At 64.4% G+C, this 25,880-nt stretch carries 27 protein-coding genes; 20 read left to right on the top strand and 7 right to left on the bottom strand.

The features are described from left to right. Positions 1 to 11 precede the first annotated feature (11 nt). From PP4_RS10185 to PP4_RS10170, 4 genes are read left to right on the top strand one after another with little or no spacing between them, the layout of a single operon-like run. On the top strand, positions 12 to 914 hold the full coding sequence (locus PP4_RS10185) for a metal ABC transporter substrate-binding protein (RefSeq protein ID WP_016499097.1): 903 nt from the start codon (positions 12 to 14) through the stop codon (positions 912 to 914). Next, complete coding sequence (locus PP4_RS10180) at positions 911 to 1,660, top strand: metal ABC transporter ATP-binding protein (protein WP_016499096.1); 750 nt, start codon at positions 911 to 913, stop codon at positions 1,658 to 1,660. Before PP4_RS10185 ends, PP4_RS10180 begins: the two co-directional genes overlap by 4 nt. Next, positions 1,657 to 2,556, top strand: coding sequence for a metal ABC transporter permease (locus PP4_RS10175; RefSeq protein ID WP_016499095.1), 900 nt, complete (start codon positions 1,657 to 1,659; stop codon positions 2,554 to 2,556). The genes PP4_RS10180 and PP4_RS10175 overlap by 4 nt, the downstream gene beginning before the upstream one ends. Further along, on the top strand, positions 2,553 to 3,416 hold the full coding sequence (locus PP4_RS10170) for a metal ABC transporter substrate-binding protein (RefSeq protein ID WP_016499094.1): 864 nt from the start codon (positions 2,553 to 2,555) through the stop codon (positions 3,414 to 3,416). Before PP4_RS10175 ends, PP4_RS10170 begins: the two co-directional genes overlap by 4 nt. Positions 3,417 to 3,589: 173 nt before the next feature. On the opposite strand, the gene PP4_RS10165 is transcribed toward PP4_RS10170, so the two are convergent. From PP4_RS10165 to PP4_RS10145, 5 genes are all read right to left on the bottom strand, one after another. Next, a complete protein-coding gene (locus PP4_RS10165) occupies positions 3,590 to 4,642 on the bottom strand; it encodes a DUF1615 domain-containing protein (protein WP_016499093.1) in 1,053 nt (350 codons plus the stop codon). A gap of 26 nt (positions 4,643 to 4,668) precedes the next feature. Next, a complete protein-coding gene (locus tag PP4_RS10160) occupies positions 4,669 to 5,220 on the bottom strand; it encodes a hydrolase (protein ID WP_016499092.1) in 552 nt (183 codons plus the stop codon). Positions 5,221 to 5,277: 57 nt separating this feature from the next. Continuing rightward, entirely contained in the window at positions 5,278 to 5,997 is a 720-nt protein-coding gene (locus tag PP4_RS10155) for a thioesterase II family protein (protein ID WP_016499091.1), read from the bottom strand. Then, on the bottom strand, positions 5,994 to 6,215 hold the full coding sequence (locus PP4_RS10150; protein WP_016499090.1) for an MbtH family protein: 222 nt from the start codon (positions 6,213 to 6,215) through the stop codon (positions 5,994 to 5,996). Before PP4_RS10150 ends, PP4_RS10155 begins: the two co-directional genes overlap by 4 nt. Before the next feature lie 131 nt (positions 6,216 to 6,346). After that, the gene (locus PP4_RS10145) at positions 6,347 to 6,748 is read right to left on the bottom strand and encodes a hypothetical protein (RefSeq protein ID WP_041168003.1); all 402 of its coding nucleotides are present in this window, start codon (positions 6,746 to 6,748) and stop codon (positions 6,347 to 6,349) included. 211 nt (positions 6,749 to 6,959) lie between these two features. On the opposite strand from PP4_RS10145, the gene purU reads away from it, so the two are divergent. The 8 genes from purU (at position 6,960) to PP4_RS10105 (ending at position 15,111) form a co-directional block, all read left to right on the top strand. Then, the gene (gene purU, locus PP4_RS10140) at positions 6,960 to 7,826 is read left to right on the top strand and encodes a formyltetrahydrofolate deformylase (protein ID WP_016499088.1); all 867 of its coding nucleotides are present in this window, start codon (positions 6,960 to 6,962) and stop codon (positions 7,824 to 7,826) included. Further along, positions 7,823 to 8,734: a bifunctional methylenetetrahydrofolate dehydrogenase/methenyltetrahydrofolate cyclohydrolase FolD gene (folD, locus tag PP4_RS10135; protein WP_016499087.1), complete on the top strand. Its 912-nt coding sequence runs from the start codon at positions 7,823 to 7,825 to the stop codon at positions 8,732 to 8,734. Before purU ends, folD begins: the two co-directional genes overlap by 4 nt. Then, positions 8,716 to 9,957: an FAD-dependent oxidoreductase gene (locus PP4_RS10130; protein WP_016499086.1), complete on the top strand. Its 1,242-nt coding sequence runs from the start codon at positions 8,716 to 8,718 to the stop codon at positions 9,955 to 9,957. The genes folD and PP4_RS10130 overlap by 19 nt, the downstream gene beginning before the upstream one ends. A gap of 11 nt (positions 9,958 to 9,968) precedes the next feature. Next, positions 9,969 to 10,274, top strand: a complete 306-nt coding sequence (locus PP4_RS10125; RefSeq protein ID WP_016499085.1) for a sarcosine oxidase subunit delta — start codon at positions 9,969 to 9,971, stop codon at positions 10,272 to 10,274. Continuing rightward, positions 10,271 to 13,174, top strand: coding sequence for a 2Fe-2S iron-sulfur cluster-binding protein (locus tag PP4_RS10120; RefSeq protein WP_016499084.1), 2,904 nt, complete (start codon positions 10,271 to 10,273; stop codon positions 13,172 to 13,174). Before PP4_RS10125 ends, PP4_RS10120 begins: the two co-directional genes overlap by 4 nt. A 3-nt stretch (positions 13,175 to 13,177) precedes the next feature. Then, on the top strand, positions 13,178 to 13,783 hold the full coding sequence (locus tag PP4_RS10115; protein ID WP_016499083.1) for an aminomethyltransferase family protein: 606 nt from the start codon (positions 13,178 to 13,180) through the stop codon (positions 13,781 to 13,783). A gap of 171 nt (positions 13,784 to 13,954) precedes the next feature. Next, positions 13,955 to 14,377: a nuclear transport factor 2 family protein gene (locus tag PP4_RS10110; protein ID WP_016499082.1), complete on the top strand. Its 423-nt coding sequence runs from the start codon at positions 13,955 to 13,957 to the stop codon at positions 14,375 to 14,377. Then, positions 14,374 to 15,111 carry an SDR family NAD(P)-dependent oxidoreductase gene (locus PP4_RS10105; protein ID WP_016499081.1) on the top strand — a complete coding sequence of 246 codons (738 nt, stop codon included), beginning with the start codon at positions 14,374 to 14,376 and terminating at the stop codon, positions 15,109 to 15,111. The genes PP4_RS10110 and PP4_RS10105 overlap by 4 nt, the downstream gene beginning before the upstream one ends. A 69-nt stretch (positions 15,112 to 15,180) precedes the next feature. On the opposite strand, the gene PP4_RS10100 is transcribed toward PP4_RS10105, so the two are convergent. Beyond that, positions 15,181 to 16,065, bottom strand: coding sequence for a LysR family transcriptional regulator (locus PP4_RS10100; protein ID WP_016499080.1), 885 nt, complete (start codon positions 16,063 to 16,065; stop codon positions 15,181 to 15,183). Between the two features lie 146 nt (positions 16,066 to 16,211). On the opposite strand from PP4_RS10100, the gene PP4_RS10095 reads away from it, so the two are divergent. After that, positions 16,212 to 17,231, top strand: a complete 1,020-nt coding sequence (locus PP4_RS10095; protein WP_016499079.1) for an alpha/beta hydrolase — start codon at positions 16,212 to 16,214, stop codon at positions 17,229 to 17,231. A 152-nt stretch (positions 17,232 to 17,383) separates the two neighbouring features. Here PP4_RS10095 and PP4_RS10090 read toward each other — a convergent pair whose 3' ends face one another. Then, positions 17,384 to 17,677 (bottom strand): DUF1330 domain-containing protein, encoded by a 294-nt coding sequence (locus tag PP4_RS10090; protein WP_016499078.1) that lies wholly within the window; start codon positions 17,675 to 17,677, stop codon positions 17,384 to 17,386. 78 nt (positions 17,678 to 17,755) lie between these two features. Between PP4_RS10090 and ribBA the strand changes: the two genes are divergently transcribed. From ribBA to PP4_RS10055, 7 genes are all read left to right on the top strand, one after another. Continuing rightward, positions 17,756 to 18,877 (top strand): bifunctional 3,4-dihydroxy-2-butanone-4-phosphate synthase/GTP cyclohydrolase II, encoded by a 1,122-nt coding sequence (ribBA, locus tag PP4_RS10085; RefSeq protein WP_016499077.1) that lies wholly within the window; start codon positions 17,756 to 17,758, stop codon positions 18,875 to 18,877. Between the two features lie 355 nt (positions 18,878 to 19,232). After that, positions 19,233 to 20,258, top strand: a complete 1,026-nt coding sequence (locus PP4_RS10080) for an ABC transporter substrate-binding protein (protein WP_016499076.1) — start codon at positions 19,233 to 19,235, stop codon at positions 20,256 to 20,258. Further along, positions 20,255 to 21,172 (top strand): ABC transporter permease, encoded by a 918-nt coding sequence (locus tag PP4_RS10075; RefSeq protein ID WP_016499075.1) that lies wholly within the window; start codon positions 20,255 to 20,257, stop codon positions 21,170 to 21,172. Before PP4_RS10080 ends, PP4_RS10075 begins: the two co-directional genes overlap by 4 nt. A gap of 6 nt (positions 21,173 to 21,178) precedes the next feature. Beyond that, a complete protein-coding gene (locus tag PP4_RS10070; protein WP_016499074.1) occupies positions 21,179 to 21,988 on the top strand; it encodes an ABC transporter permease in 810 nt (269 codons plus the stop codon). A gap of 19 nt (positions 21,989 to 22,007) precedes the next feature. Then, positions 22,008 to 23,156, top strand: a complete 1,149-nt coding sequence (locus PP4_RS10065) for an ABC transporter ATP-binding protein (RefSeq protein ID WP_016499073.1) — start codon at positions 22,008 to 22,010, stop codon at positions 23,154 to 23,156. Positions 23,157 to 23,341: 185 nt separating this feature from the next. Continuing rightward, a complete protein-coding gene (locus PP4_RS10060) occupies positions 23,342 to 24,649 on the top strand; it encodes a substrate-binding domain-containing protein (protein ID WP_016499072.1) in 1,308 nt (435 codons plus the stop codon). A 166-nt stretch (positions 24,650 to 24,815) separates the two neighbouring features. Beyond that, positions 24,816 to 25,871 (top strand): TerC family protein, encoded by a 1,056-nt coding sequence (locus tag PP4_RS10055; protein WP_016499071.1) that lies wholly within the window; start codon positions 24,816 to 24,818, stop codon positions 25,869 to 25,871. Positions 25,872 to 25,880 lie beyond the last annotated feature (9 nt).

The raw sequence follows: 25,880 nt of genomic DNA, 5'->3' as shown, positions 1-25,880 counted from the left end.
AGGACTTCCCCATGTTCCGCTCCGCCCTCGCCCTGCTCCTGGCCCTTGCCCTGCCGGCAATGGCCCTGGCCGATAACGGCAAGCCGCTGCGCATCGGCATCACCCTGCACCCCTACTACAGCTACGTGACCAACATCGTCGGCGACAAGGCCGAAGTGGTACCGCTGATTCCAGCGGGCTTCAACCCCCACGCCTACGAACCACGGGCCGAGGACATCAAGCGCATCGGCACCCTGGATGTGGTGGTGCTCAACGGTGTCGGCCACGACGACTTCGCCGACCGCATGATCGCCGCCAGCGAAAAGCCCGGCATCAACACCATCGAAGCCAACCAGAACGTGCCGTTGCTGGCGGCCACCGGCATTGCCGCCCGTGGCGCAGGCAAGGTCGTCAACCCGCATACTTTCCTGTCGATCAGCACCACCATCGCGCAGGTCAACAACATCGCCCGCGAACTGGGCAAGCTCGACCCGGACAACGCCAAGCTCTACACGCAAAACGCCCGCGCCTACGCCAAGCGCCTGCGCGCGCTACGTGCCGAAGCCCTGGCCAAGGTCACCGAGGCGCCCAGCGCCACCTTCCGGGTTGCCACCATCCATGCCGCCTACGACTACCTGGTACGCGACTTCGGCCTGGAGGTGACGGCCGTGGTCGAGCCTGCCCATGGCATCGAGCCCAGCCCGGCCCAGCTGAAAAAGACCATCGACCAGCTCAAGGCCCTGGACGTGCAGGTGATCTTCTCGGAAATGGACTTCCCGTCGGCCTACGTCGAGACCATCCAGCGCGAATCTGGCGTGCGTCTGTACCCGCTGACGCACATCTCCTATGGCGAATACACCAAGGACAAATACGAGGTGGAGATGAAGCGCAACCTCGACACCGTGGTCCGCGCCATCCAGGAGAACCGCGCATGACCGCCGCCGCCAACCTGGTGACGGGCTTCGGGCCGCGCATCGAGTTCGCCGGCATCGACCTGACGCTAGGCCGCACACGCATCCTGGAACAGGTCGGTTTCAGCGTGGCCGCCGGCAGCGTGCACGCCATCGTCGGCCCCAACGGCGGCGGCAAGAGCTCGCTGATCAAGACCCTGCTCGGGCAGATGCCGCATCAGGGCCAACTCACCCTGCATTGGCCAAGCGAACGCGAAGTGATCGGCTATGTGCCCCAGGCATTGGAGTTCGACCGCGGCCTGCCAATGACCGTGGACGACTTCATGGCCGCCATGTGCCAGCGCCGCCCGGCCTTTCTCGGCCTGTCGCGCCGTGTGCAACCGGCTATCGACGCGGCTCTGGCGCAGGTCGGCATGCTCGACAAGCGCAAGCGGCGCATGGGTGCGTTGTCCGGGGGCGAGCGCCAGCGCGTGCTGCTGGCCCAGGGCCTGATCCCCGAGCCGCAGTTGCTGGTGCTGGACGAGCCCATGTCGGCACTCGATGAGGCCGGTATCCAGGTGTTCGAGCAGTTGCTCAAGGGCTGGCGCCACGCTGGCACCACCGTGCTGTGGATTGAACACGACCTTGAAGCCGTGCTGCGCCTTGCTGACCGGGTAACAGGCCTGAGCCGCAAGGTGCTGTTCGACGCCCCACCCGCCCAGGCCCTGACCCCGGAGCGCCTGCTCGGCCTGTTCTCCGTTCACCCGCGTAGCGAGAGCCTTGCCTCATGAGTTTTGAAGCATTTCGCCAACTGGTCCAGGAATGGGCTACCGCTGGTTACCTGCCCGAGGCACTGGCCTACGGTTTCGTGGTCAACGCCCTGCTGGCCGGCATGATGATCGGCCCGGTGCTGGGCGGCCTGGGCACCCTGGTGGTGGTCAAGCGCTTTGCCTTCTTCTCCGAGGCAGTGGGCCATGCCGCGCTGACCGGCGTGGCCATCGGCATCCTGCTGGGCGAGCCCTACACCGGCCCCTATGGCAGCCTGTTCGGCTACTGCCTGCTGTTCGGTATCTTGCTCAACTTCCTGCGCAACCGCACCGGGCTGTCGCCGGACACGCTGATCGGCGTGTTCCTGTCAGTGTCGCTGGCGCTGGGTGCCAGCTTGCTGCTGATGCTGGCTGGCAAGATCAACGTACACATCCTCGAAAACGTGCTGTTCGGCTCGGTGCTGACCGTCAGCGGCCAGGACCTGGTGGTGTTGGGCATCGTCGCGGTACTGGTGCTGGCCTTGGCGCTGCCGCTGTACAACCGCATCATGCTGGCCAGCTTCAACCCACAGCTGGCGGCCGTGCGCGGGGTAGCGGTGAAAACCCTGGACTACCTGTTCGTGGTGCTGGTGACCCTGGTGACCGTGGCCGCCGTGAAGGTGATCGGGGCCATCCTGGTCGGTGCGCTGCTGGTCATCCCCGCTGCCGCCGCTCGCCTGGTGAGCCAGTCGCTCAAGGGCTTTTTCTTCCTGTCGGTGGTGATTGCCACCATCAGCACCCTGTTTGGCATCCTGCTGCCGATCGTTTTCGACCTGCCGGTGCCGTCAGGCGCCGCGATCATCCTGGTCGCCGGCATGTGCTTTGCCCTGGCCGCCCTGGCCCGCGCCCTCGTCCCCCGCCTGCAAGGAAACCCGGCATGAACTTCAAACGCCTGACCCTGGCGCTGGCGCTGGCCGGCCTGCCATCGCTGTCTTTTGCCACACAAGTGCTGACCACCCTGCCCGTCACCCACAGCCTGGCCAGCGCCCTGCTCGACGGCACTGCAGTACAGCTAAAACGTGCGGCGCCGGCCAACCTGCCGGCCAGCCGCCAGCCGTCGTACTTCAGCGGGCGCGGTGGCGCCAGCCTGGAGAAAGCCGCACAGCAGGCCGACGCGGTGATCGGCGTGCGTTCGATCTGGCGAGACGACCCGCTGTACCCAATGGCCCGGCGCAGCAACATCCGCATCGTCGAAATCGATGCCGCACGCCCGGTGGACGGTGCGCTGCCAGGGATTGCGGTCTCGGGTGATGACGCCTATGGCGCCTACCCCTGGCTCAACCCGACCAACCTGGGGCGTATGGCGGATGTGGTGGCCAACGATCTGGAGCGCCTTGCCCCAAGTGACAAAGCGAAGATCCAGGGCAACCTGGCGGGCCTCAAACGCCAGTTGCTGGAGCTTTCGGCCAGCAGCCAGACACGCCTGGCCAAGGTCGACAACCTGACCGTGGTGAGCCTGTCCGACCGGCTGGGTTACCTCGCCAGCGGGTTGAACCTGGACGTGGTGGAGCAGCCGCTGCCGGCCGAGTGGGATGCTGCCGCGCTCAAGGCGTTGGAGGAAAATCTGAAAGCGCAGGATGTAGCGTTGGTGCTGGACCACCGCCAGCCGGACGCGGCGGTGGCCGAAGTGATCAAGGCAGCCGGGGCGAAGCTGGTGGTGGTGGAGAGTGACCCTGACGATGCGTTTGCAGGGTTGAAGGCCAGTGTCGACCAGGTGGTGGGGGCATTGGGCGAAAGCTGATGGTGCCTGCGCCGGCCTCTTCGCGGGTAAACCCGCTCCCACCGGGACCTCACTGCCTTCCGAACCAATGGTATCCCTGCAAAGGCCTTGAGGTACTGCACTGACCTCATGGTCAGTGCCAACCCTGTGGGAGCGGGTTTACCCGCGAAGAGGCCGGCAGAGGCAACACATGACTAACGCTTCATGCACCGCTGATAACGCTCATCCACCCGCCCGGCAAACCATGCCGTGGTCAGCTTGCGGGTGATCTTCGGGCTCTTCAGCTCGATCCCCGGCAATACAGCCCGTGGCACCGGTTTACCGGCCTTGGCATCCGCCAGGGCAAATACTCCGCTGTACAGTTTGCTGTCTTCGAACGCCAGGCTGTCGCCCTCCTCCAGCTGGCTGCGAATCTGCGGGTTACGCAGCCCCAGCTTCACCCCCAACTTTCTCGCGGCCTGCTCGGTGGTGCCTGGCATGATCGCCCCCGGTGCAATCAGGTCGCCGTCCAGGGCAAGCGGCACGCCGGTCGCCTTGCTCAATGCCGCCTGGAACGCCGCGTTGCGGCTGGCGTACCAGCCTGCGTTGAAGTCGCCAAAACGGTACAACTGGCGTTCATAACTGGCCGGGTAGCCCAACAGGTGGGCAATACCGAAATACATACCGCCGCGCCGGGTGAACACTTCCTGGCGAATCGTGCCGTCATGGCTGTAGGGGTAAGCCTGCGCATGCTTCTCGGCGAAGTCGATGCTGACCTGCATCGGCCCGCCGGTGTGCACCGGGTTCAGCCCGCCCAGCAAAGTCTTGCCCAGCGGTACACGGGCAATGACCTCGTCATACAGCTCGCTCAGCTGCTTCTCGCTGCGCACTGCCTGCAAACGCTGCTGGTAGCTCTGGCCGTTGCCCGAAGGGGTTTTCAGAGCGCCGTCGACCAGCAGCCTGGGAACATGCAGGCGTGCGGCACGGCGGTCGATTTCCTCACGGGCGATACGCCCCAGGTTGGGCACCTGCGGGTCGGCAGTGAAGGTCGACTCTTGCTCGGTCACCGCCAACACGGCGCACAGGTTGCTTTTGCTCGGTGCAATGCGTTGGGCTTCGAATGCCACTTGAATGTCCCTGGCCCAGCCCTCGCGGTCCCTGGTCTGCGCAGGCAGCAACCGCAGCAGCTGGGCGCGGACCTTGGCCGGGTCTGCTTCCGGTGCTTCTTCACGGCGCCCGGCACAACCTTGCAGCAGCGCCAGGGCCATCAACCCGGCAGCCAGTAACCGGCCGTTCAGGGCTGTTCACCGACCAGGTAGGTTTTACTGATGTGGCGGAACAGCGGGTGGCTAGCACTGCCCATCAATTCGAACAGCACCATCTCGCGGGTCACCACCTGGGCCCCGGCAGCACGCATGCGCGCCAGCCCCGCCGCCTTGCTGGCCGGCGTGCGGCTGTCGCAGGCATCCTCGACCACGAACACCTGCTTGCCCAACGCCAGCAGGCCAAGCACCGTCTGCAGCACGCAGACATGGGTTTCCATACCACAAACGATCACCTGCTCACGCGCCATCAGGCTGGCCGGCAGGCATTCGGCGGCCACGCAGGAAAAATGGCTTTTTTCCACCACTTCGGCTGCCGGGGCTGCGGCCAGAAGATCCGCCACGGTATGCCCCAGCCCTTTGGGATACTGCTCGGAAATCACCGTCGGCAACTTCAGCTCGGCAGTCGCAGCCAGCAACCAGCGGGCCCGTGCCCGGGTGCCCTCGGGGTCGCTCATGGCGCCGATGAGTTTTTCCTGGATGTCGACGACCAGCAGCGTGGCCTTGTGTGGATCGATCAGCATTGTCCGCCCCTTGCCTGGGAAAAGGCCTAGCCTCCCCCAGGCAAGCGGTAACGTCAATCAGGCAGAAAGCCGAAGCGGTTCCAGCGAAGCAGTCAGCGCGCCGAGCACGTGGTCCTCCTGCTCATGGATGAAGAAGTGGCCGCCCGGGAACATCCGCAGCGAGAACTCGCCGTGGGTTTCCTGGCGCCAGGCCTGCAATTGCTCGTCGCTGGCCCGGTCATCCGCGCCGCCCAGCACGTGCAGCGGGCACTGCAACGCCGGTCGCTGGCGGTAGGCGTAGGTGCCGCAGAGCAAAAAGTCCGCGCGCAGGGTGGGCAAGGTCAGGCTCATCAACTCCGCGTTGGCCAGCACTTCCTCGGGCGTACCCTGAAGCTCGCGCAACTCGTTGATCAGCTCGGCGTCACTCTTGGGCTCGCGCCAGTTCTTGCCGTCGTAGTCCTCACGCCGCGTGGGCGCCGCCGTGCCGCAGGCGAACAGCGCCAAGGGTGGCGGGCAGCCCAACGCCTGCAGTTCATGGGCCAGCTCGAAGGCCAGCAGCGCGCCCAGGCTGTGCCCAAGCAGCGCATAGGGGGCACTGGCCGCCAGGCGCTGCTCGCTGGCCAGTTGCCGGGCCAGGGCTTGCATATCGGTGTGCAGCGGCTCGGCCATGCGCGCACCACGACCGGGCAGCTCCACCGGGCGCACTTGCAGCCAGGCTGGCAGCTTGCGCCGCCAGCGGCTGTAGACCATGGCGCTGGCCCCGGAATACGGCAGGCACAGCAGGTTCAGGGCAGTCACTGAGTAGCGGCTTCGGCCATTTTCTGACGCAGGCTCAGCGGGCGCATGTCGGTCCACACCTCGTCGATGTAGGCCAGGCAGTCCTTTTTCAAACCACTCTTGCCCACGGCACGCCAGCCGTTGGGGATGGCCTTGTAGTCCGGCCAGATCGAGTACTGCTCTTCGTGGTTGACCACTACCTGGAACTGAATATCGTCGCGGTCGAAAACGGAAGTCATTGCCTGTCTCCTTGAATGGTAAGTGCCGCTGCACGCCTGGTGCAGGGGGGCTTTCAAGTAGACGTAGCAAGCGTTGAAAAAATTAGAGGAACTGACGCGCTACCGTGTGGGAGCGGTGCAGAAATCAAAGGTCAGGCATCACGCAGCAGGTCGTGGGTATCCAGCAGACGGAAGGCCACCTGCGGGTTGCGCTCCAGCCCGCGCCGAATTGCTGCCGGGATCGACTGCCGGGTCTTGCGGCACAGACCCGGCTGGTCATCCAGTTCAATGACGATACCGCGCATGGTCCGCACTTCGTTGTAGCCGGGGGCAATGTGCACGCGGATGCCGAGGTTTTCGTACAGGCGTTGCTGCAGGCGTTGCAGGTCCTCGAGGTCCTTGAGGTTTTCCAGGCGTTCAAGCAGGCGCTTTTCTTCCTGTCGGGTCAGCAGGAGGATGCGCCGGGCCGCCTGCGGGTGATCGACCAAGTGTTCGCGGCCGCAGTCGCAGGCACCAGGAGGGCAAGGTTGGCGCAGAGGCGGTGGTGTGGTCATGGAGCAAGCATAGCCCGGCAAAGGCCTCAAAAAAAACTTTCCTGTCAGGATAAAAAATTTCACAAACCGCTAGACCGGCCCCCCTCATTTCGCCTATAAATCGCCTAAAGGAAATTTATATTCCTACGAAGAAACACCACTTCGCCCTCTCGCGAAGCTTCTTTTGCCCTTGTGCCCGACCTGCCCCACTCCATCACGAGGCCTATCCGACATGCACCCCGCTCCCGATCACTTCATCCTGCGCGTCAGCTGCCCGGCCGTGTCTGGCATCGTCGCCGCGGTGACCACCTACCTGGCCGAGCACGGTTGCTACATCAGCGAGATGGCGCAGTTCGACGACGAGGACAATGGGCGCTTCTTCATGCGCGCCGTGTTCCGCTTCAACACCGGTATCAGCGGTGACACGCCGCAGCTGGAGGCCGGCTTTACCGACGTGGCCCAGCGCTTCGACATGCAATGGAGCCTGCACAGCAGCGCCCGGCCCATGCGTGTGCTGCTGATGGTGAGCAAGTTCGACCACTGCCTGTCCGACCTGCTGTACCGCCACGCCAAGGGCGAGCTGGACATGCACATCACCGCCGTGGTTTCCAACCACCTGGACCTGCGCCCGATGGCCGAGCGCCAGGGCATTCGCTTCGTCTACCTGCCGGTGAGCAAAGACACCAAGGCCGAACAGGAAGCCGCGCTGCTGCGCATCGTCGAGGACACCGGCACCGAACTGGTGGTGCTGGCGCGCTACATGCAAATCCTCTCCGATGACCTGTGCCGCCAGCTGTCGGGCCGGGCGATCAACATCCATCACTCGTTCCTGCCCGGTTTCAAAGGGGCCAAGCCCTACCACCAGGCCTACCAGCGCGGGGTCAAGCTGATCGGCGCCACCGCCCACTATGTGACCAGCGACCTGGACGAGGGCCCGATCATCGAGCAGGAAGTGCAGCGCGTTGACCACGCCTACGCGCCAGACGACCTGGTGGCCATCGGCCGCGACACCGAGACCATCGCCCTGTCCCGCGCCGTGAAATACCACCTGGAACACCGGGTGTTCCTTAACCACGACCGCACGGTGATCTTCAAATGAGCGCCCTTCCCAGCGTCAAGCTGATCGACGGCAAGGCCACCGCCGCGCGGGTGCTGGCCGAAGTGCGCGCGCAGGTGCAGGAACTGCGCCAAGGCGGCGTGCAACCAGGCCTGGCCGTGGTGCTGGTGGGCGCCGATGCCGCCAGCCAGGTGTACGTACGCAACAAGGTGCTGCGCGCCGAAGAGGTGGGCATCCGCTCGTTGGAACATCGCCTGCCCGCCGACACCACCCAGGCCCACCTGCTGACCTTGATCGACCGCCTTAACCGCGACCCGGAGGTAAACGGCATCCTCGTGCAACTGCCGTTGCCCGCGCACATCGACGAGCACTTTGTTTTGCAAGCCATCAGCCCGCTCAAGGACGTGGACGGCTTCCACAGCGAGAACGTTGGTGGCCTGGCCCAGGGCCGCGATGTGCTCACCCCGTGCACCCCCAACGGTTGCATGCGCCTGCTGCGCGACGCCTGTGGCGAGCTGCGCGGCAAGCATGCGGTGGTGGTCGGCCGCTCGAACATTGTCGGCAAGCCCATGGCTGCCCTGCTGCTGCAGGCCGACTGCACGGTGACCGTGGTGCACTCGCGCAGCCGCGACCTGCCGGCGCTGTGCCGCCAGGCCGACATCCTGGTGGCCGCAGTGGGCAAACCTCGGCTGATAGGCGCCGACTGGCTCAAGCCCGGCGCGGTGGTGATCGACGTCGGCATCAACCGCGTCGATGACGGCGGCCACAGCCGCCTGGTCGGTGATGTCGACTTCGCCGCTGCCCTGCCCCAGGTCGCCGGCATTACTCCGGTGCCCGGTGGCGTCGGCCCGATGACCATCGCCTACCTGATGAAAAACACCCTGCTCGCCCTCGACCTGCAGCAACAGGCCGCCCACCAGGAGCGCACCGCATGCCTTTCGCCCTGCTGAAATACGGCCTGAGTGCCGACTACCCGGTGGAGGTCGACCTGCCGCCACCGTGCGAACTCAAGCCTCGTTATGACGTGGTGATCATTGGCGGCGGCGGCCATGGCCTGGCCATCGCCTACTACCTGGCCAAGTACCACGGCGTGACCAACGTCGCCGTGCTGGAAAAGGCCTACCTGGGAGGCGGAAACACCGCACGCAACACCGCGGTTATCCGCTCCAACTACCTCACCAGCGAGGGTGTGCGCTTTTACGCAGAATCGGTGCGCATGTTCCAGAACCTGTCCAACGAGTTCGACTTCAACATCATGTATTCCGAGCGCGGCCAGCTCACCCTGGCGCACACCGATGCCACCGTGCGCGCCTTCCGCCAGCGTGCCGAGGTCAACAAGCACTTTGGCGGGCGCACCGAAATGATCGACCGCCAACAGATTCGCGAACTGGTGCCCAGCCTCAACCTCGACCCTGGCCACCTGCCGGTGCTGGCAGGCCTGTGGCACATCGACGGTGCCACTGCACGCCATGACGCAGTGGCCTGGGGCTACGCCAAACAGGCGGCCAAGCGCGGCGTGGAAATCCACCAGCTGACCGAAGTACAGGACCTGCTGATTCGCAATGGCCGCATCGAAGCGGTGAAGACCAACCGTGGCACGGTGCAGTGCGGCTGCGTGGTCCAGGCCGTGGCCGGCGCCAGTTCGCTGCTGATGGCCAAGGCAGGCATCCGTGCGCCGATTCACACCTACCCGCTGCAGGCCATGGTCACCCAACCGTTCAAGCCATTTCTCGATCCGCTGGTCAGCTCGTCGGCGCTGCATTGTTATGTGCAACAGACCAGCCGTGGGGAAATCGTCTTTGGCGGCGGCTCCGACCCGTACCCGCTGTACAACACCCGCTCCACCCTCGACCTCAAGGAAAGCCTGCTGGCCCACGCCATCGAGATGTTCCCGTTCATGGCCAACGCCAAGCTGATGCGCCAGTGGGCCGGGATGACCGACATGACCCCGGATTACAGCCCGATCATGGGCCTGTCGCCAGTGCACAACTACTACCTGGATGCCGGCTGGGGAACCTGGGGCTTCAAGGCCACGCCCATCTGCGGCAAGACCATGGCCGAGCTGGTGGCCAGCGGCGGCAAGGTACCCGAAATGATCGCCCCCTTCGCCCTGGAGCGCTTCAGCCGCTTCCAGCAAGTCAACGAAATGGGCGCCACTGCGGCCAGCCACTAGGAGCAACGACGATGAAGATCCTGACCTGCCCCTTGAACGGCCCGCGCAACATCAGCGAGTTCACCTACGGCGGCGAGTTCAAGCACATGCCCGACCCGGCTAGCTGCAGCGACGCCGAGTGGGCCGACTATGTGTTCAACAGCGACAACCTGGCCGGGGTGGTGACCGAGTGGTGGCTGCACAACGCCTCCAGCTACTGGTTCCTGGCCGAGCGCCACACGGGAAGCGACCAAGTGCTGCGCACCTTCGACCCGAAAGCACTGTTCGACCGCCGCGTCGACTTCACCCCCGCCGCCACCCCGGAGATCGCCGGATGAACAGCCCTACCCGCCTCCCCGTGCCCATGGGCCTGCTGATCGACCGCGAGCGGCCCCTGCGCTTCGAGTTCGACGGCCAGGCCTGCCAAGGCTTTGCCGGTGACACCATTGCCAGCGCCCTGCTGGGTAACGGCCGCTGGCTGCTGTCGCGCTCGTTCAAATACCATCGCCCACGCGGCCCGCTGAGCATGGCCGGCCAGGACGCCAACACCTTGGTGCAATTGCCTGAAGAACCCAACGTGCTGGCCGACCTGGAAGCCGCCCGCGAGGGCCAGGTGGTCGAAGGGCAGAACTTCAACGGCAGCCTGACGCAGGACCGTGACGCCTACCTGGGCAAGTTCTCACGCTTCATGCCGGTGGGCTTCTACTACCGCTCTTTCTACAAGCCCAAGGGCATGTGGAAGGTATGGGAGCCGCTGATTCGCAAGAAGGCCGGCCTGGGCGTGCTCGACCTTGGCTTCAAGCCGCAGTACTACGACAAAGCCTACCTGTTCGTTGATGTGGCGGTCATCGGCGGCGGCCCCGCCGGCCTGCGCGCCGCGCTGGACGCGGCCAATGCCGGGGCCAAGGTGCTGCTGATCGAACAACAGCCTGTGCTGGGTGGCTCGCTTGCCTACGCCCGCTTCGACATCGCCGGCACCCGCGCCGCCAGCCTGCGCCAGGAGCTGCTGGCCACCCTCGAGGGCCACCCGAACATCCAGGTGCTGCTGGAGGCCACCTGCAACGGCTGGTTCACCGACAATTACCTGCCGGTGATCCAGCACAAGCGCTTGTACAAGGTACGCGCCAGCCGTTGCCTGGTGGCGGCCGGTTCGTTCGACCAGCCGGTGGTGTTCCGCAACAACGACCTGCCGGGGGTGATGCTGACCAGCGCCGCCCAGCGGCTGATGAAGCTGTACGCGGTCAAGCCGGGCCAGCGCGCGGTGATCCTCACCGGCCACGATGATGGCTACCTGGCCGCCCTCGACCTGCAGGAGCAAGGCGTGGCTGTGGCTGCCGTGGTCGATATGCGCGCCGCGCCAGCCGATGCCGCACTGGCTGCCGAACTGAAGCGCCGCGATATTCCCGTGCACCTGGGCAGCACGGTGTACGAAGCGCTGCACGAAACAGGCATGCGCCATGTCAGCGGGGTGGACATTCGCCCGATCACCGGCCAGGGCAAGGTCGGCGCGCATGGCCTGCGCCTGGCCTGCGACTTGCTGTGCATGTCGGCGGGCTACATGCCGGTGTATCAGTTGCTGTGCCAGGCCGGTGGCAAGCTGGCTTATGACGTCAACCGTGACGAGTTCACCCTCAGCCACCTGCCGGCCGGGCTGGATATCGCTGGCTCGGTAAACGGCCGTCACTCGCTGGCAAACGTGCTGGCCGATGCCACACGCGGGGCCGCCGATGCACTGGCAGCGCTGGGCCTGCAAGCGCCGTCGCAGCCTGTGTTCAGCGCCGAAGCCAAGGTCAATTTCCCCTGGCCGATTTTCCCGCACCCCAAAGGCAAGGATTTCGTCGACTTCGACGAAGACCTGCAAGTGCGCGACATCGTCAACGCCACCCGCAGTGGCTACCGTGACATACAACTGGTCAAGCGCTTCTCCACGGTCGGCATGGGCCCGTCCCAAGGGCGCCACTCGGCGCTGCCCACTGCACGCCTGGTCGCCCATGCCACTGGCCGCAGCATCAGCGAGACCGGGGTGACCACCGCGCGCCCACCGTTCCAGGCCGAAAAACTGGCGCATGTCGCCGGTCGTGCCTTCGACCCGTACCGGCAAACACCCATGCACCGTCGCCACCTGCAAGCCGGGGCGAAAATGATGCCTGCCGGTATCTGGCAACGTCCGGCTTATTACGGCAAGCCAGAGGAACGTGAGCGCTGCATGCAGGAAGAAGCCCGCCATGTGCGGGAAAAAGTTGGCCTGATCGACGTTTCTACTCTGGGCGGCCTGGACGTACGCGGCCCCGACGCTGCAGAACTGCTGGAGCGCGTATACACCTTCGGCTTTGCCAAGCTGCCTGTCGGCCGCACCCGCTATGCGCTGATGACCAACGAACAGGGCGTGGTGATAGACGACGGCGTCTGTGCACGCCTGGGCGAGCAACACTTCTATGTCACCGCCACTACCAGCGGTGTCGACCGCATCTACCAACAGATGCTGAAGTGGAACGCGCAGTGGCGCCTGAACGTGGACATCACCAACGTTACCGCCGCCCTGGCCGCCGTCAACCTGGCCGGGCCACTGTCACGCCAGGTGCTGGCCAAGGTGTGCGAAGACGTGGACCTGTCGGCAGAAGCCTTCCCCTACCTCGGCGTACGCCAGGGCGAGGTGGCTGGCATTTCGGCGCGCATCCTGCGGGTGGGTTTCGTCGGTGAACTGGGCTATGAAGTGCATGTGCCGGCGCGCCATGCCGAACGCTTGTGGGACGCCCTGATGCAAGCCGGTACGGACCTGGGTATTCGCCCGTTCGGTGTCGAGACCCAGCGCCTGCTGCGCCTGGAAAAAGGCCATGTGATCATTAGCCAGGACACCGACGGCATGACCCACCCGGCAGAGATCGACATGCAGTGGGCCATCGGCCGCAAGAAGCCGTTCTTCATCGGTAAGCGTTCCATCGAAATCCTTGAGGCGCAGCCGCTCAAGCGCAAGCTGGTCGGCTTCACCCTGCCACAGGGCAGCCCGCAGCCACTTGAGGGGCACCTGGTACTGGACGGGCTGGACATCACCGGCAATGTCACTTCCTGCGAGTACTCGCAAACCTTGGGGCAAATCATCGGCCTGGCCTATGCCGGCGCCCACCAGGCCACCCCCGGCACGCACATCCCGATCCGCGTGGAAGGCGGCGCGATGGTGCACGCCAAGGTGGTGCAACTGCCGTTCCACGATCCCGACAACCTGCGCCAGGAGCTCTGAGCCATGACCAGTTTGCAAGCCGAAGCGTTTATCCCTCGCAGCCCGCGGGCCGAGTTGTTGCACACCTGTGCTTTGACCGACCTGACCGATGTGGCAAGGGTCGGCTTTCGCGGGGGCGACAGTGCTGCCTACCTGCAGCAACGTGGCTACCGTTTACCTCAGCAGCCGAACCAGGCCGCGCGTCAGGACGACGGCGGCTGGGTAGCGCGGTTGTCGCAAACCGAGTACCTGTTGCTGGGCAGCCTGGCCGACGAAGGCGCACGGGTGGCTGCCGCGGAAGCCGAGTGGGTGCAGGATGCACAGCGTAACTACCTGCTGCCGCGCCAGGACAGCCATGCCTGGTTGCAACTGTCAGGGGTGCATGGCAGTGCGGTGATGGCCAAGTTGTGCGGGGTGGATTTACGTGCCGGGGCGTTTCCGGTCGGGGCGGTAGCGCAGACTTCAGCGGCACGGATCAATGTGATTGTGGTGAATGTAGGCAGTGATGAGCGGCCGGCGTTGCAGTTGCTGTTCGATCGGGCATCGCTGGCTTACTTGCGCGAAGCGATGCTGGATGCCATGGATGAGTTCGATGGCGGTTTGATCGGGCTGGGCGAGCTCACCACATGATTTTCTGCGCCAGGGAGATCGAGCGCAGCGCGGGCGGCGCTCGATCTCTCAGGCGCTGAAAAGCTCATGTCGAACGAACACACCCTGTACAGAATAATTATTCTGTATAGATTTCTACAGAGACCTGCACTATACCTTGTACAAAGAACCTAACTTGTACAGGTATTGTGCATGTCCAGCTACCTGCAATCCTTCGCCGAACGCTTTGCCACGCTCGATACACACAACCTCGACTTGCTGAACGACCTGTACAGCGAGGACGTAGCATTTCGCGACCCTCTGCACCAGCTCACCGGCCTTCCCGCGCTGCGGGCTTATTTCGCCCAGTTGTACGCGAAGGTGCCCGAGTGCCATTACCGCTTCGAAGGCACCGACGAGCTGGAACCGGGCCACGGCTACATTCGCTGGACCTTGCAATATCGCCACCCGCAGCTGGCCCGTGGCCAACTGATCAGCCTGCAGGGGTGCAGCCACCTGCGCTGGCATGAGCGGGTGCACTTTCACCAGGATTACTTCGACGCCGGCGCGCTGCTGTACGAGCATGTGCCGGTCATGGGCCGCGCCATTCGCTGGCTTAAAGGCAGGCTGGCATGAGCCGTTGCTGGCTCACCGGTGCCGGCAGCGGCATTGGTGCTGCGCTGGCATTGCACTTGCTGGAGCAAGGCCATCAGGTGGCGTTGGGTGCACGCCACGCAGACAAGCTGACGGCACTGGCCGCGCAGTTCCCGGGGCAGGTACTGCTGACCGTGGGCGATATCGACCAGCCTGGGCAGGTGGCGCAGATGGCCGGGGAGATCGAGCGCGCCTGGGGCGCACTGGACCAGGTGATCCTCAATGCGGGCACCTGCGAGTACCTGGAGCCGGGGCACTTCGACCCGGCGCTTGTCGAGCGAGTGATACGTACCAACCTGACCGGCACCAGCCTTTGCCTGGCCGCCGCCCTGCCGTTACTACGCCGCGGCCAGCAGCCACACCTGGTGGTGATGGGCAGTTCGGTCAGCTGGTTGGCGCTGCCGCGCGCCGGCGCCTATGGCGCGTCGAAGGCGGCATTGCGGTATCTGGTCGAGTCCCTGCGCATCGACCTGGCGGGCGAAGGTATCGATGTCACCCTGGTCAGTCCCGGCTTCGTCGACACCCCCCTCACCCGCCGCAACGACTTCCCCATGCCCCAGCTATGGAGCGCCGAACGCGCCGCCACTCATATCATCGCGCGCCTGCCACGCCGGCCGCTGGAAATCGCCTTCCCCGCCACCTTCATATTGGTGCTGCGCTTGCTGGGCGCTTTGCCGGCGCGCTGGCGCCTCAAGCTGGGCCGCCATCTGGCTTGATCCTGGCGTCGATCCGGACGCTCGCCTTGCCGCTGGCGTTGCGCTTCGCGGCAAGGTGCCGAGGCTGGCCTACAACTGCACCAAGCGCTCGCGCAAAAAGCTCACAAACCCCTGCACCGGCCGCGCCACCTGCCTGTGCTGCGGATACACCGCTGATAACTGCAAGGCAGGCGGCGTCCACTCTTCAAGCACATTCACCAGCCGCCCATCCGCCAACGCCTGCCCAACGATGAAGGTCGGCAGGTAGGTCACCCCCATCCCGGCGATAGCGGCATCCCTGAGCAACTCGCCGTTGTTCGCGCGCATGCGCCCTGTCACCTGAATCGCCTGCGCCTTGCCGCCCTGGCGGAACTGCCACTGCACCTGGCGAGAATGACCATAGGGCAGGCAGTCGTGCCCGGCCAGATCCTCCGGTTTTAGCGGTACACCCCGCGCCTGCAGGTACGCCGGGCTCGCGCAATACACCCGCTCGACACTGGCAATGCGCCGCGCAATCAGGCTGGAGTCCTCCAGCGCGCCAATCCGCAGCGCCAAGTCGTAGCCTTCGCCGATCAGGTCCACGGCACGATCACTGAGGTCCACCTCGACATCGACTTGCGGGTGCAATTGCAAAAACTCGGTCAACAGGCAGCCCAGGTGTGACATGGCGAACGACAGCGGTGCGCTCAGCCGCAAGGTGCCGCGCAGGGCCTGGGCCTGGCCGCTGATGTCGTGTTCCACCTGCTGCACCTCGCCCAGCAGGCGCAGCGCCGACTGGTAGTAGTGCTGGCCCAGCGGCGTGGCGTCCAGGCGCCGGGTAGAGCGGTTGAGCAGGCGTACGCCCAAGCGCTCTTCGAGCTGCATCAGGCGCCGGCTGACCGATTGCTTGGACATGCCCAGGCGGTCGGCGGCGGCGGTGAAACTGCCGGCCTCCATGACCTGGGCAAAGATGCGCATATCTTCGTAGGGGTTCATTGTCTCGCTCATGGTGACAGTCAAACGCTTTATAGCGGCTTTTTCCCGCCAGTGCATCTGCCTAACCTACGCACAAGTCGCAGCGATGGCCCAACAGGCCAGGCAAGACGCCCACTACCAACACTTGCATGGAAAAGGATTCGCTCATGAACATTGTCCACAAAACCCTTACCGCCTCCCTTCTGGCCCTGTCCGTTTCCAGCGCTTTCGCTGCGGGGAGCCCTGGTGTCGAGCAGCACACCCAGGCGTTTCTCGAAGCCCTGGAACAAGGCGGCGGCAAGCCTCTGGAACAACTCAGCCCGAAAGACGCCCGGGCAGTGCTGACGGGGGCCCAGGCATCGGTCAAGGTCGACCTCTCCGGTATCGAAGTAAAGGAACGCACCGTCCAGGCCAGCGGCGAGTCGATCAAGCTGCAAGTGGTCCGCCCGGCCAATGTGAAGGGTGACCTGCCAGTATTCATGTTCTTCCACGGCGGCGGTTGGGTGCTTGGCGACTTCCCGACCCACCAGCGGCTGATTCGCGACCTGGTCGTCGGCTCGGGTGCGGTGGCGGTCTATGTGGACTACACCCCGTCGCCGGAAGCGCACTACCCGACGGCGATCAACCAGGCCTACGCTGCGACCCGCTGGGTGGCCGAGCATGGCAAGGAGATCGGCGTGGACGGCAAGCGCCTGGCGGTGGCCGGCAACAGCGTTGGCGGCAACATGGCGGCAGTAGTGGCGCTGAAAGCCAAACAGGCCGGCACCCCTGCCCTGCGCTTCCAGCTGTTGCTGTGGCCGGTGACCGATGCCAGCTTCGAGACGGCATCGTACAAGCAGTTTGCCGAAGGGCACTTTCTGACCACCGGGATGATGAAGTGGTTTTGGGACAACTACACCACCGATGCCAAGGCGCGGGAACAGATCTACGCCTCGCCGCTGCGGGCCAGCAGTGAACAGCTCAAGGGCTTGCCGCCAGCGCTGGTGCAAACGGCTGAGTTCGATGTGTTGCGTGATGAAGGCGAAGCGTATGCACGCAAGTTGAACGCTGCTGGGGTAACCGTTACCTCGGTGCGCTACAACGGCATGATCCACGACTACGGCCTGCTCAATCCACTGAGTCAGGTGCCAGCGGTGAAGGCAGCCATGCGCCAGGCGGCCGGTGAACTCAAATTCCACCTTAAATAACCTTACCCCCCAGACGGCAGAGGCTGGAATGCCGTCAGGCAGGTCCGGCCTCTTCGCGGGTAAACCCGCTCCCACAGGTACACCACAGAACTGGAACTTTGTGGTGTACCTGTGGGAGCGGGTTTACCCGCGAAAGGGCCATCAGCCCAACATCAGGGCTCAAACCCTTCGACAATGATCACCTCTGCCTTCGCCACCCCCTGGCGATGGCTGCACGCCTCCTGGTAAAGCGCGGACCGATAACACGCCACCGCCTGCTCGTAAGAATCGAACTCGATCACCACGCTACGCTGAGGGGTAGGCCGCCCTTCCATCGCCTCGCTGCGCCCGCCACGTGCCAGGAAGCGACCGCCGAATGCCTCGAAGGCTGCCGGCGCGCGTTGGGTGTACTGCTGGTACTGCTCGGGGTTGGTCACGTCCACATGGGCGATCCAGTAGGCCTTCATGCGCTGCTCTCCTGTTAAGGCGATATTTGTGTATGATGGTATACCATAAAAATCACCCCACCACAGTGAGCGTGCAACATGGCATTCAACACCATCGAGGAGCTTCTCGAGGACTACCGGCAAGGCAAGATGGTCCTGCTGGTGGATGACGAGGACCGGGAAAACGAAGGCGACCTGCTAATCGCCGCCGAGCGTTGCGACGCCCAGGCCATCAACTTCATGGCCCGCGAAGCGCGTGGCCTGATCTGCCTGACCCTGACCGACGAACACTGCCAGCGCCTGGGCCTGGAACAGATGGTACCCGCCAACGGCAGCGTGTTCAGCACGGCGTTCACCGTGTCGATCGAGGCGGCCACCGGCGTCACCACCGGCATCTCCGCCGCCGACCGGGCGCGCACCGTGGCGGCGGCCATGGCTGCCAACGCCCGCCCCGAAGACCTGGTGCAACCCGGCCACATCTTCCCCTTGCGCGCCCGCGAAGGCGGCGTGCTGACCCGCGCCGGCCACACCGAAGCAGGTTGCGACCTGGCGCGCCTGGCCGGCTTCAGCCCGGCGTCGGTAATCGTTGAGGTGCTGAATGACGACGGCACCATGGCCCGGCGCCCCGACCTGGAAGTGTTCGCCGCCCGGCATGGCATCAAGATCGGCACCATCGCCGACCTGATCCACTACCGCCTGAGCACCGAGCAGACCATCAAGCGCATCGGCGAGCGCGAGCTGCCGACCGTGCACGGCACCTTCCGTCTGGTCACCTATGAGGACCGCATTGAAGGTGGCGTGCACATGGCCATGGTCATGGGCGACATCCGCCGCGAGCAACCGACCCTGGTACGGGTGCACGTCATCGACCCATTGCGCGATCTGGTCGGTGCCGAATACGCAGGCCCCGCCAACTGGACACTGTGGGCGGCGCTACAGAAGGTGGCCGAGGAAGGCGCTGGCGTGGTGGTGATCCTGGCCAACCATGAATCCTCCCAAGCCTTGCTTGAGCGCATACCACAGCTGACACAGCCGGTAAGGCCGTACCAGCGTGGGCAGTCGAAGGTGTACTCCGAAGTAGGCACCGGGGCGCAGATCCTGCAGGACCTGGGCGTGGGCAAGCTGCGTCACCTGGGGCCACCACTGAAGTACGCCGGCCTGGCAGGGTATGAGCTGGAGGTGGTGCAGAGCATCCCGTTCGAGCCAGGCCTCCCGACCTGACACAGTCCCCTTGTAGGAGCGGCCTTGTGCCGCGAAAGGGCCGCATAGCGGCCCCGTCAATGTGTGTGTCGACGCTGAACCCCTGGGGCCGCTGTGCGGCCCTTTCGCGGCACAAGGCCGCTCCTACAAAGGGTTGCGGCGGTTGGTAAAGGCCGGGTGATGGCCGGTCGCCTCATACCTCTTGCCAAAAGTTTGGAATACCATAATATGGTATCCCGTAGACCTTGAATCTGCAGGCCGGCACCTACAATCACAAACGGCCACCAAGACACTTTGTTTTAGCTGCTCCCCGAACACTGTTGGCGGGCGCACCACAAGCCCCGCCTCGAATAACAAAAGCAACGAGGGCGTAACCATGCTGTTGAGCAAACGTGTAACCGCAGTGCTGTCCGCCAGCCTGCTGACCCTAGCATGTCAGGCCGCCCAGGCCGCTGACAGCCTGAACTTCGTCAGCTGGGGCGGTACCACCCAGGACGCCCAGAAAGAAGCGTGGGCCGTACCCTTCACCAAATCCACCGACATCAAGGTCGTGCAGGACGGCCCCACCGACTACGGCAAGCTCAAGGCCATGGTCGAAAGCGGCAACGTGCAATGGGACGTGGTCGATGTCGAAGCCGACTTTGCCCTGCGCGCCGCCAGCGAAGGCCTGCTGGAACCCCTCGACTTCACCCAGATCAAGCGCGACAAGATCGACCCGCGCTTCGTCTCCGACCATGGCGTCGGCTCGTTCTTCTTCTCCTTCGTACTGGGCTACAACGAAGGCAAGCTCGGTGCCAACAAGCCGGTGGACTGGACTGCACTGTTCGACACCAAGACCTACCCGGGCAAACGCGCCCTGTACAAATGGCCCAGCCCGGGCGTGCTGGAACTGGCCCTGCTGGCCGACGGCGTAGCGCCGGACAAGCTGTACCCGCTGGACCTGGACCGCGCCTTCAAGAAACTCGACACCATCAAGCAAGATATCGTCTGGTGGGGCGGTGGCGCCCAGTCGCAGCAGCTGCTGGCCTCGGGTGAAGCCTCGCTTGGCCAGTTCTGGAACGGCCGTGTCTATGCCCTGCAGCAAGACGGTGCACCGGTGGGTGTGAGCTGGAAACAGAACCTGGTCATGGCCGACTTCCTGGTCATCCCCAAAGGCGCAAAGAACAAGGACGCGGCCATGAAGTTTCTGGCCAACGCCAGCAGCGCCGAAGGCCAGGCCGAGTTCGCCAACAAGACCGCCTACGCCCCGGTCAACGTCGACAGCGTGGCCAAGCTGGACAAGGACCTTGCGCCCAACCTGCCAACTGCCTACGCCCAGGACCAGGTCACCCTCGACTTCGCCTACTGGGCCAAGAACGGTCAGGCCATCGCGGCCCGCTGGAATGAGTGGTTGGTCAAATGAAAGTCGCCATCAACGCCCTGCATAACGCGCAAGGTGCCCCCACGGGCACCGGCGCCCCCGGAACGGCCCCTCGCCGCGCCAGCCTGAGCCAGCGCTGGAAGGGCAGCCGCAACCTGCTGCCGGCCCTGCTGTTCCTTGGCCTGTTCTTCTTCGCCCCACTGGTCGGCCTGTTGCTGCGCGGGGTGCTGGAGCCAACGCCGGGGCTGGGCAACTACGAGCAGCTGTTCGCCAACTCGGCCTACGCACGGGTGCTGTTCAACACCTTCTCGGTGGCCGGTGTGGTCACCCTGATCAGCGTGCTGCTGGGCTTCCCGCTGGCCTGGGCGATCACCCTGGTGCCCAAGGGCTGGGGCCGCTGGCTGCTGAACATCGTGCTGCTGTCGATGTGGACCAGCCTGCTCGCGCGCACCTACTCGTGGCTGGTGTTGCTGCAAAGCTCGGGTGTGATCAACAAGGCGTTGATGGCCATGGGTATCATCGATACCCCGCTGGAAATGGTGCACAACCTCACCGGCGTGGTAATCGGCATGAGCTACATCATGATCCCGTTCATCGTGCTGCCGCTGCAGGCCACCATGCACGCCATCGACCCGATGGTGCTGCAGGCCGGCTCCATCTGCGGCGCCAGCCCGTGGACCAACTTCTGGAAGGTGTTCCTGCCACTGTGCCGTTCGGGGCTGTTCTCCGGCGCGCTGATGGTGTTCGTGATGTCGCTCGGTTACTACGTCACCCCGGCACTGCTGGGCGGGGCACAGAACATGATGCTGCCCGAATTCATCATCCAGCAGGTGCAGTCGTTCCTCAACTGGGGCCTGGCCAGCGCCGCCGCCGCACTGCTGGTGGCGATCACCCTGGTGCTCTTCTACCTGTACCTGAAGCTGCAGCCGGAATCCCCGGTTGGCAACGCGAGGTAAACCGCCATGCTCCTGTCTCCCAATGCCATGGGCCGCCCGCTGCGTACGGGCCTGTACCTGACCACCGGGGTCATTGCGGCCTTCCTGTTGCTGCCGGTGGTGTTCATCGTGTTGCTGTCGTTCGGCTCGTCCCAGTGGCTGGTGTTTCCGCCCCCGGGCTGGACCTTCAAGTGGTACGGCCAGTTCTTCTCCAACCCAGAGTGGATGGACGCCGCACTGGCCAGCCTGAAAGTGGCCGTGCTGACCACCGTCGCCGCCGTGCTGCTGGGCCTGCCCAGCGCCTTCGCCCTGGTGCGTGGCCGCTTCCCCGGCCGCGAGCTGCTGTACGGGCTGTTCACCATGCCGATGATCGTGCCGCTGGTGATCATCGCCGTGGCGGTGTACGCACTGTTTCTCAAGCTCGGCTACACCGGCACGCTGTTCGCCTTCGTGGTCAGCCACGTGATCGTCGCCCTGCCCTTCACCATCATCTCGATCATCAACTCGCTGAAGCTGTTCGACCAGTCGATCGAGGATGCCGCAGTGATCTGCGGTGCCTCGCGCCTGCAGGCGATTTTCAAGGTCACCTTCCCGGCCATTCGCCCGGGGATGATCGCCGGCGGCCTGTTCGCCTTCCTGGTGTCGTGGGATGAGGTGGTGCTGAGCGTGATGATGGCCAGCCCCGACCTGCAGACCCTGCCGGTGAAGATGTGGACCACCCTGCGCCAGGACCTGAGCCCGGTCATCGCCGTGGCCTCGACCCTGCTGATCGGCCTGTCGCTGCTTGTCATGTTCATTGCCGCCGCCTTGCGCCGGCGCACCGAAACAAACGCCTGAGCGCGCGGAGAAAACAACAATGAGTGCAGTGATCAAAGACAACGCGCCAGGCAAGACCCTGGTCAGCCTGCGCGGCCTGAACAAGCACTACGGCGACTTCACCGCCGTGGACAACCTCGACCTGGAAATCCAGGACGGCGAGTTCCTGACGTTCCTCGGTTCCAGCGGCTCGGGCAAATCCACCACCCTGTCGATGCTGGCCGGCTTCGAAACCCCCAGCAGCGGCGAGATCCTGGTAGACGGCCAGTCGCTGGTGAATGTACCGCCGCACAAGCGTGACATCGGCATGGTGTTCCAGCGTTATTCGCTGTTCCCACACCTGAACGTGCGCGACAACATCGCCTTCCCGCTGGCCATCCGCAAGCTGAGCGCCAGCGAGACCAAAAAGCGGGTCGACGCCATGCTCAAGCTGGTACAGCTGGAGCAGTTCGCCCACCGCAAGCCGTCGCAGATGTCTGGCGGGCAACAGCAGCGCGTGGCGATTGCCCGGGCACTGGTGTACGAGCCACGCATCCTGCTGATGGACGAGCCGCTCGGCGCGCTGGACAAGAAACTGCGCGAAGACCTGCAGGACGAACTGCGCCAACTGCACCGCCGGCTGGGTATCACCATTGTCTACGTCACCCATGACCAGGAAGAAGCCATGCGCCTGTCGCAGCGCATCGCCATCTTCAGCCACGGCAAGATCGTCGGCCTGGGCACCGGTTACGACCTGTACCAGAACCCACCGAATGCCTTTGTCGCTTCGTTCCTGGGCAACTCCAACTTCCTGCGTATCAAGGCCAGCAGCAATGGCGCCGGGAGCTTCGAGGGCCAGCCAGTGGCCATTCGCCTGACCCCAGGCCTGTCCCCCTCGCAGGATGCACTGATCATGGTGCGCCCGGAAAAAGCCCTGGCCCTGACCGCCGAACAGGCTGCGCGCGAGCCGCTGCCGGCGGGCTGGAACGAGGTCAGTGCCAAGGTTGGCGAAGTGCTGTTCCTGGGTGAAAGCCAGACCTGCCATGTGGTGACTGCAGGCGGTACCGAGCTGACGGTGAAGGCACTCTCGGCCGCAGGCATGCCGATGCAGCCGGGCGACACCGTGAAGGTGCGCTGGGCGGTGGCGGATGCGTGCATCTATACCGAGTGGGCCGAGAGTGATTTGAGCAAGTCTGCCGGGGCGCATTGAGATAACCGGGGCCGCTTTGCGGCCCTATCGCGACGCAAGGCCGCTCCCACAAGGAATCGCGGTCGTCTGTGGGAGCGGCCTTGTGTCGCGAATGGAGGGCAGAGCCCTCCCCTACGCTCTGTCACATTATCATCACGCCACTGTCGTAATCTGCCGGCCAACTCTATGCCACAGGGCCACCCGGCATGCCCCGCCTGCTTGTATTGCTGCTCACCCTGATCCCGTTTGCGACCTTGGCCGAGCCCATGCACATGCGTGCGCAAGGCTCCAACACCATCGGCGCGGCCTTGCTGCCAGCGCTGGTGAAGGGGCAATTGCACGCGCAGCAAGCCACCGCCATCGAGCAGCAACCCGGCAAGCGGGCCAACGAGACCGTGATCACCGCACGCGATGCACATGGCCAACCCGTGCGCATCGACATCGCTGCCCACGGATCCAGCACCGGCTTCATCGCCCTGGGCCGGGGCGAGGCCGACCTGGCAGCCGCCTCGCGGCCGATCAACGACAGCGAAGTACGCCAGCTGCGGGCCTTGGGCGACCTGCGCGCAGCCGCTGCCGAGCAAGTCATCGGCCTGGATGGCGTTGCGGTTATCGTCCACCCCGACAACCCGATGCCGCAACTCAGCACTCAGCAACTGGCGCAGATTTTCTCCGGGCTGATCCAACGCTGGGAGCAATTGGGTATTGCTGGCGGCGCCATCCACCTGTACGCCCGTGACGACCGCTCCGGCACCTTCGAGACGTTCAAGGCGCTGGTGCTGGAGCCCCAGCACAACGAGCTATCGACCAAGGCCCGGCGTTTCGAGTCCAGTGACGAGCTGGCCGCGCAGGTGGCCACCGACCGCCAGGCCATCGGCTTCAGCAGCCTGGCTGCGGTACACGGGGCCAAGGTGCTGGCGGTAGCCGAAGGCGACGCACCGGCCATGCTGCCGGAGCGCGCGCTGGTAGCCAGTGAAGATTACCCGCTGTCACGGCGCCTGTACTTCTACCTGCCGGCCAACCCCAAGCCACAGGCCAGGGCCCTGGCCGACTTTGCCCAGAGCCCGGCCGGCCAGGCGATCGTCGCCCAGCAGGGCTTTGTTTCGCAGCAGATCAAGGCCCTGGCAGTAGCGCCCCTGGCCGACATGCCGCCGCGCTACCGCACCCTGGCTCAGCGCGCGCAACGGCTGAGCGTGAACTTCCGTTTCCAGGAAGGCAGCGCCAGCCTCGACAACAAGGCCCTGCGCGACGTGCAGCGGGTGGCCGAGTACCTGCGCCAGGCTGGCAAGCTGCAGAGCAAAGCGGTGCTGGTAGGGTTTGGCGACCCCAAGGAAACGCCTGGCCGCGCCGCCCTGCTCTCGCGCCTTCGGGCCCAGGCGGTACGCCGCGAGCTGGCGCGCGATGGCGTGGAGTTGCTGGAAGTGACGGGTATGGGCGATGAACTGCCGGTGGCCGGCAATGAGCTGGAGCAAGGGCGACTGCGCAATCGGCGGGTCGAGGTGTGGGTGTATTGAATTGATGCAGTGGGCTCCGGCAAAGAAATGTAACAGCTCCCCATTCGGTATCTCCTGCAATCGGGTCTAGGCTCAAATTCATGTGATACCGGGCCCCTCTGACGGCTGCCAAGCCGCCATGTCGGATCACTGTTGCCATGCAACGTCGACATTCAAGGAGGGGCTCATGACAGCTCTGCAAGCATTCCTCACCACCCCTGTACTCGGTACCAGCGCCTGGTTGTGGCTGGTGTTCATGGCCATTGTCATCGGTTTGCTGGTGCTCGACCTGGGCGTGCTGCACCGCCACGACCGGGAAATCGAGATGCGCGAAAGCCTGCTGCTGTACTCGGGGTACTTCAGCGTTGGCGTGTTGTTCGGCGCCGGGGTCTGGTACCAGCTGGGCGCCCAGTCGGCGCTGGAGTTCTATACAGGTTTCCTGGTCGAGCAATCGCTGTCGATGGACAACGTGTTCGTCATGGCGATGATCTTCAGCTACTTTGCCATCCCCCGACGCTACCAGCATCGCGTGCTGTTCTGGGGCATCCTGGGGGTGGTGTTCCTGCGGGCGATCATGATTGGCGTGGGCGCCGCGTTGGTGCAAAACTTTGCCTGGGTGCTGTATATCTTCGGTGCCTTCCTGTTGTTTACCGGGGTGAAGATGGCGCTTTCGAAGGAAGACAGCCACCCTGACCTGGCCAACAACCCGATACTCAAGTTCGTGCGCCGGCACATGCGGGTCACCGACCAGATCCACGGTTCGCACTTCTTCGTGCGCCAGACCCCGCCCGGGCACAGCAAGGCCCTGCGTTACGCCACCCCGTTGTTCCTGGCACTGGTGCTGATCGAACTGGCCGACCTGGTGTTTGCCGTCGACAGCGTGCCGGCGATTTTCGCCATTACCCAGGACCCGTTCATTGTCTACACCTCGAACATCTTTGCCATTCTTGGGCTGCGTTCGTTGTACTTCGCGCTGTCGGCGTTGATGCACCGGTTTGTTTACCTCAAGTATGCGTTGGCGCTGGTACTTATCTTCATTGGTTGCAAGATTTTCTATCACGGCATGGTGGGCAAGGTACCGGCGCTGCTGTCGTTGGGGGTAACGTTCGGGTTGCTGCTGGGTGGGGTGGTGGTTTCGTTGGTGAAGACGCGGGGGGAGAAGGCGGAGATACAACCCAAACAGCCTGCGAATGCCGATGGTGAATTTAGCAATAAAAAGGAAGACCCGCAGATGCGGGTCTGAAGTTACGAA

Source organism: Pseudomonas putida NBRC 14164, assembly GCF_000412675.1.
In the GTDB taxonomy this organism is placed as follows: domain Bacteria; phylum Pseudomonadota; class Gammaproteobacteria; order Pseudomonadales; family Pseudomonadaceae; genus Aquipseudomonas; species Aquipseudomonas putida.
The sequence above is the reverse complement of the archived record's forward strand: the minus strand, read 5'-3'. Positions and strand labels throughout refer to the sequence as shown.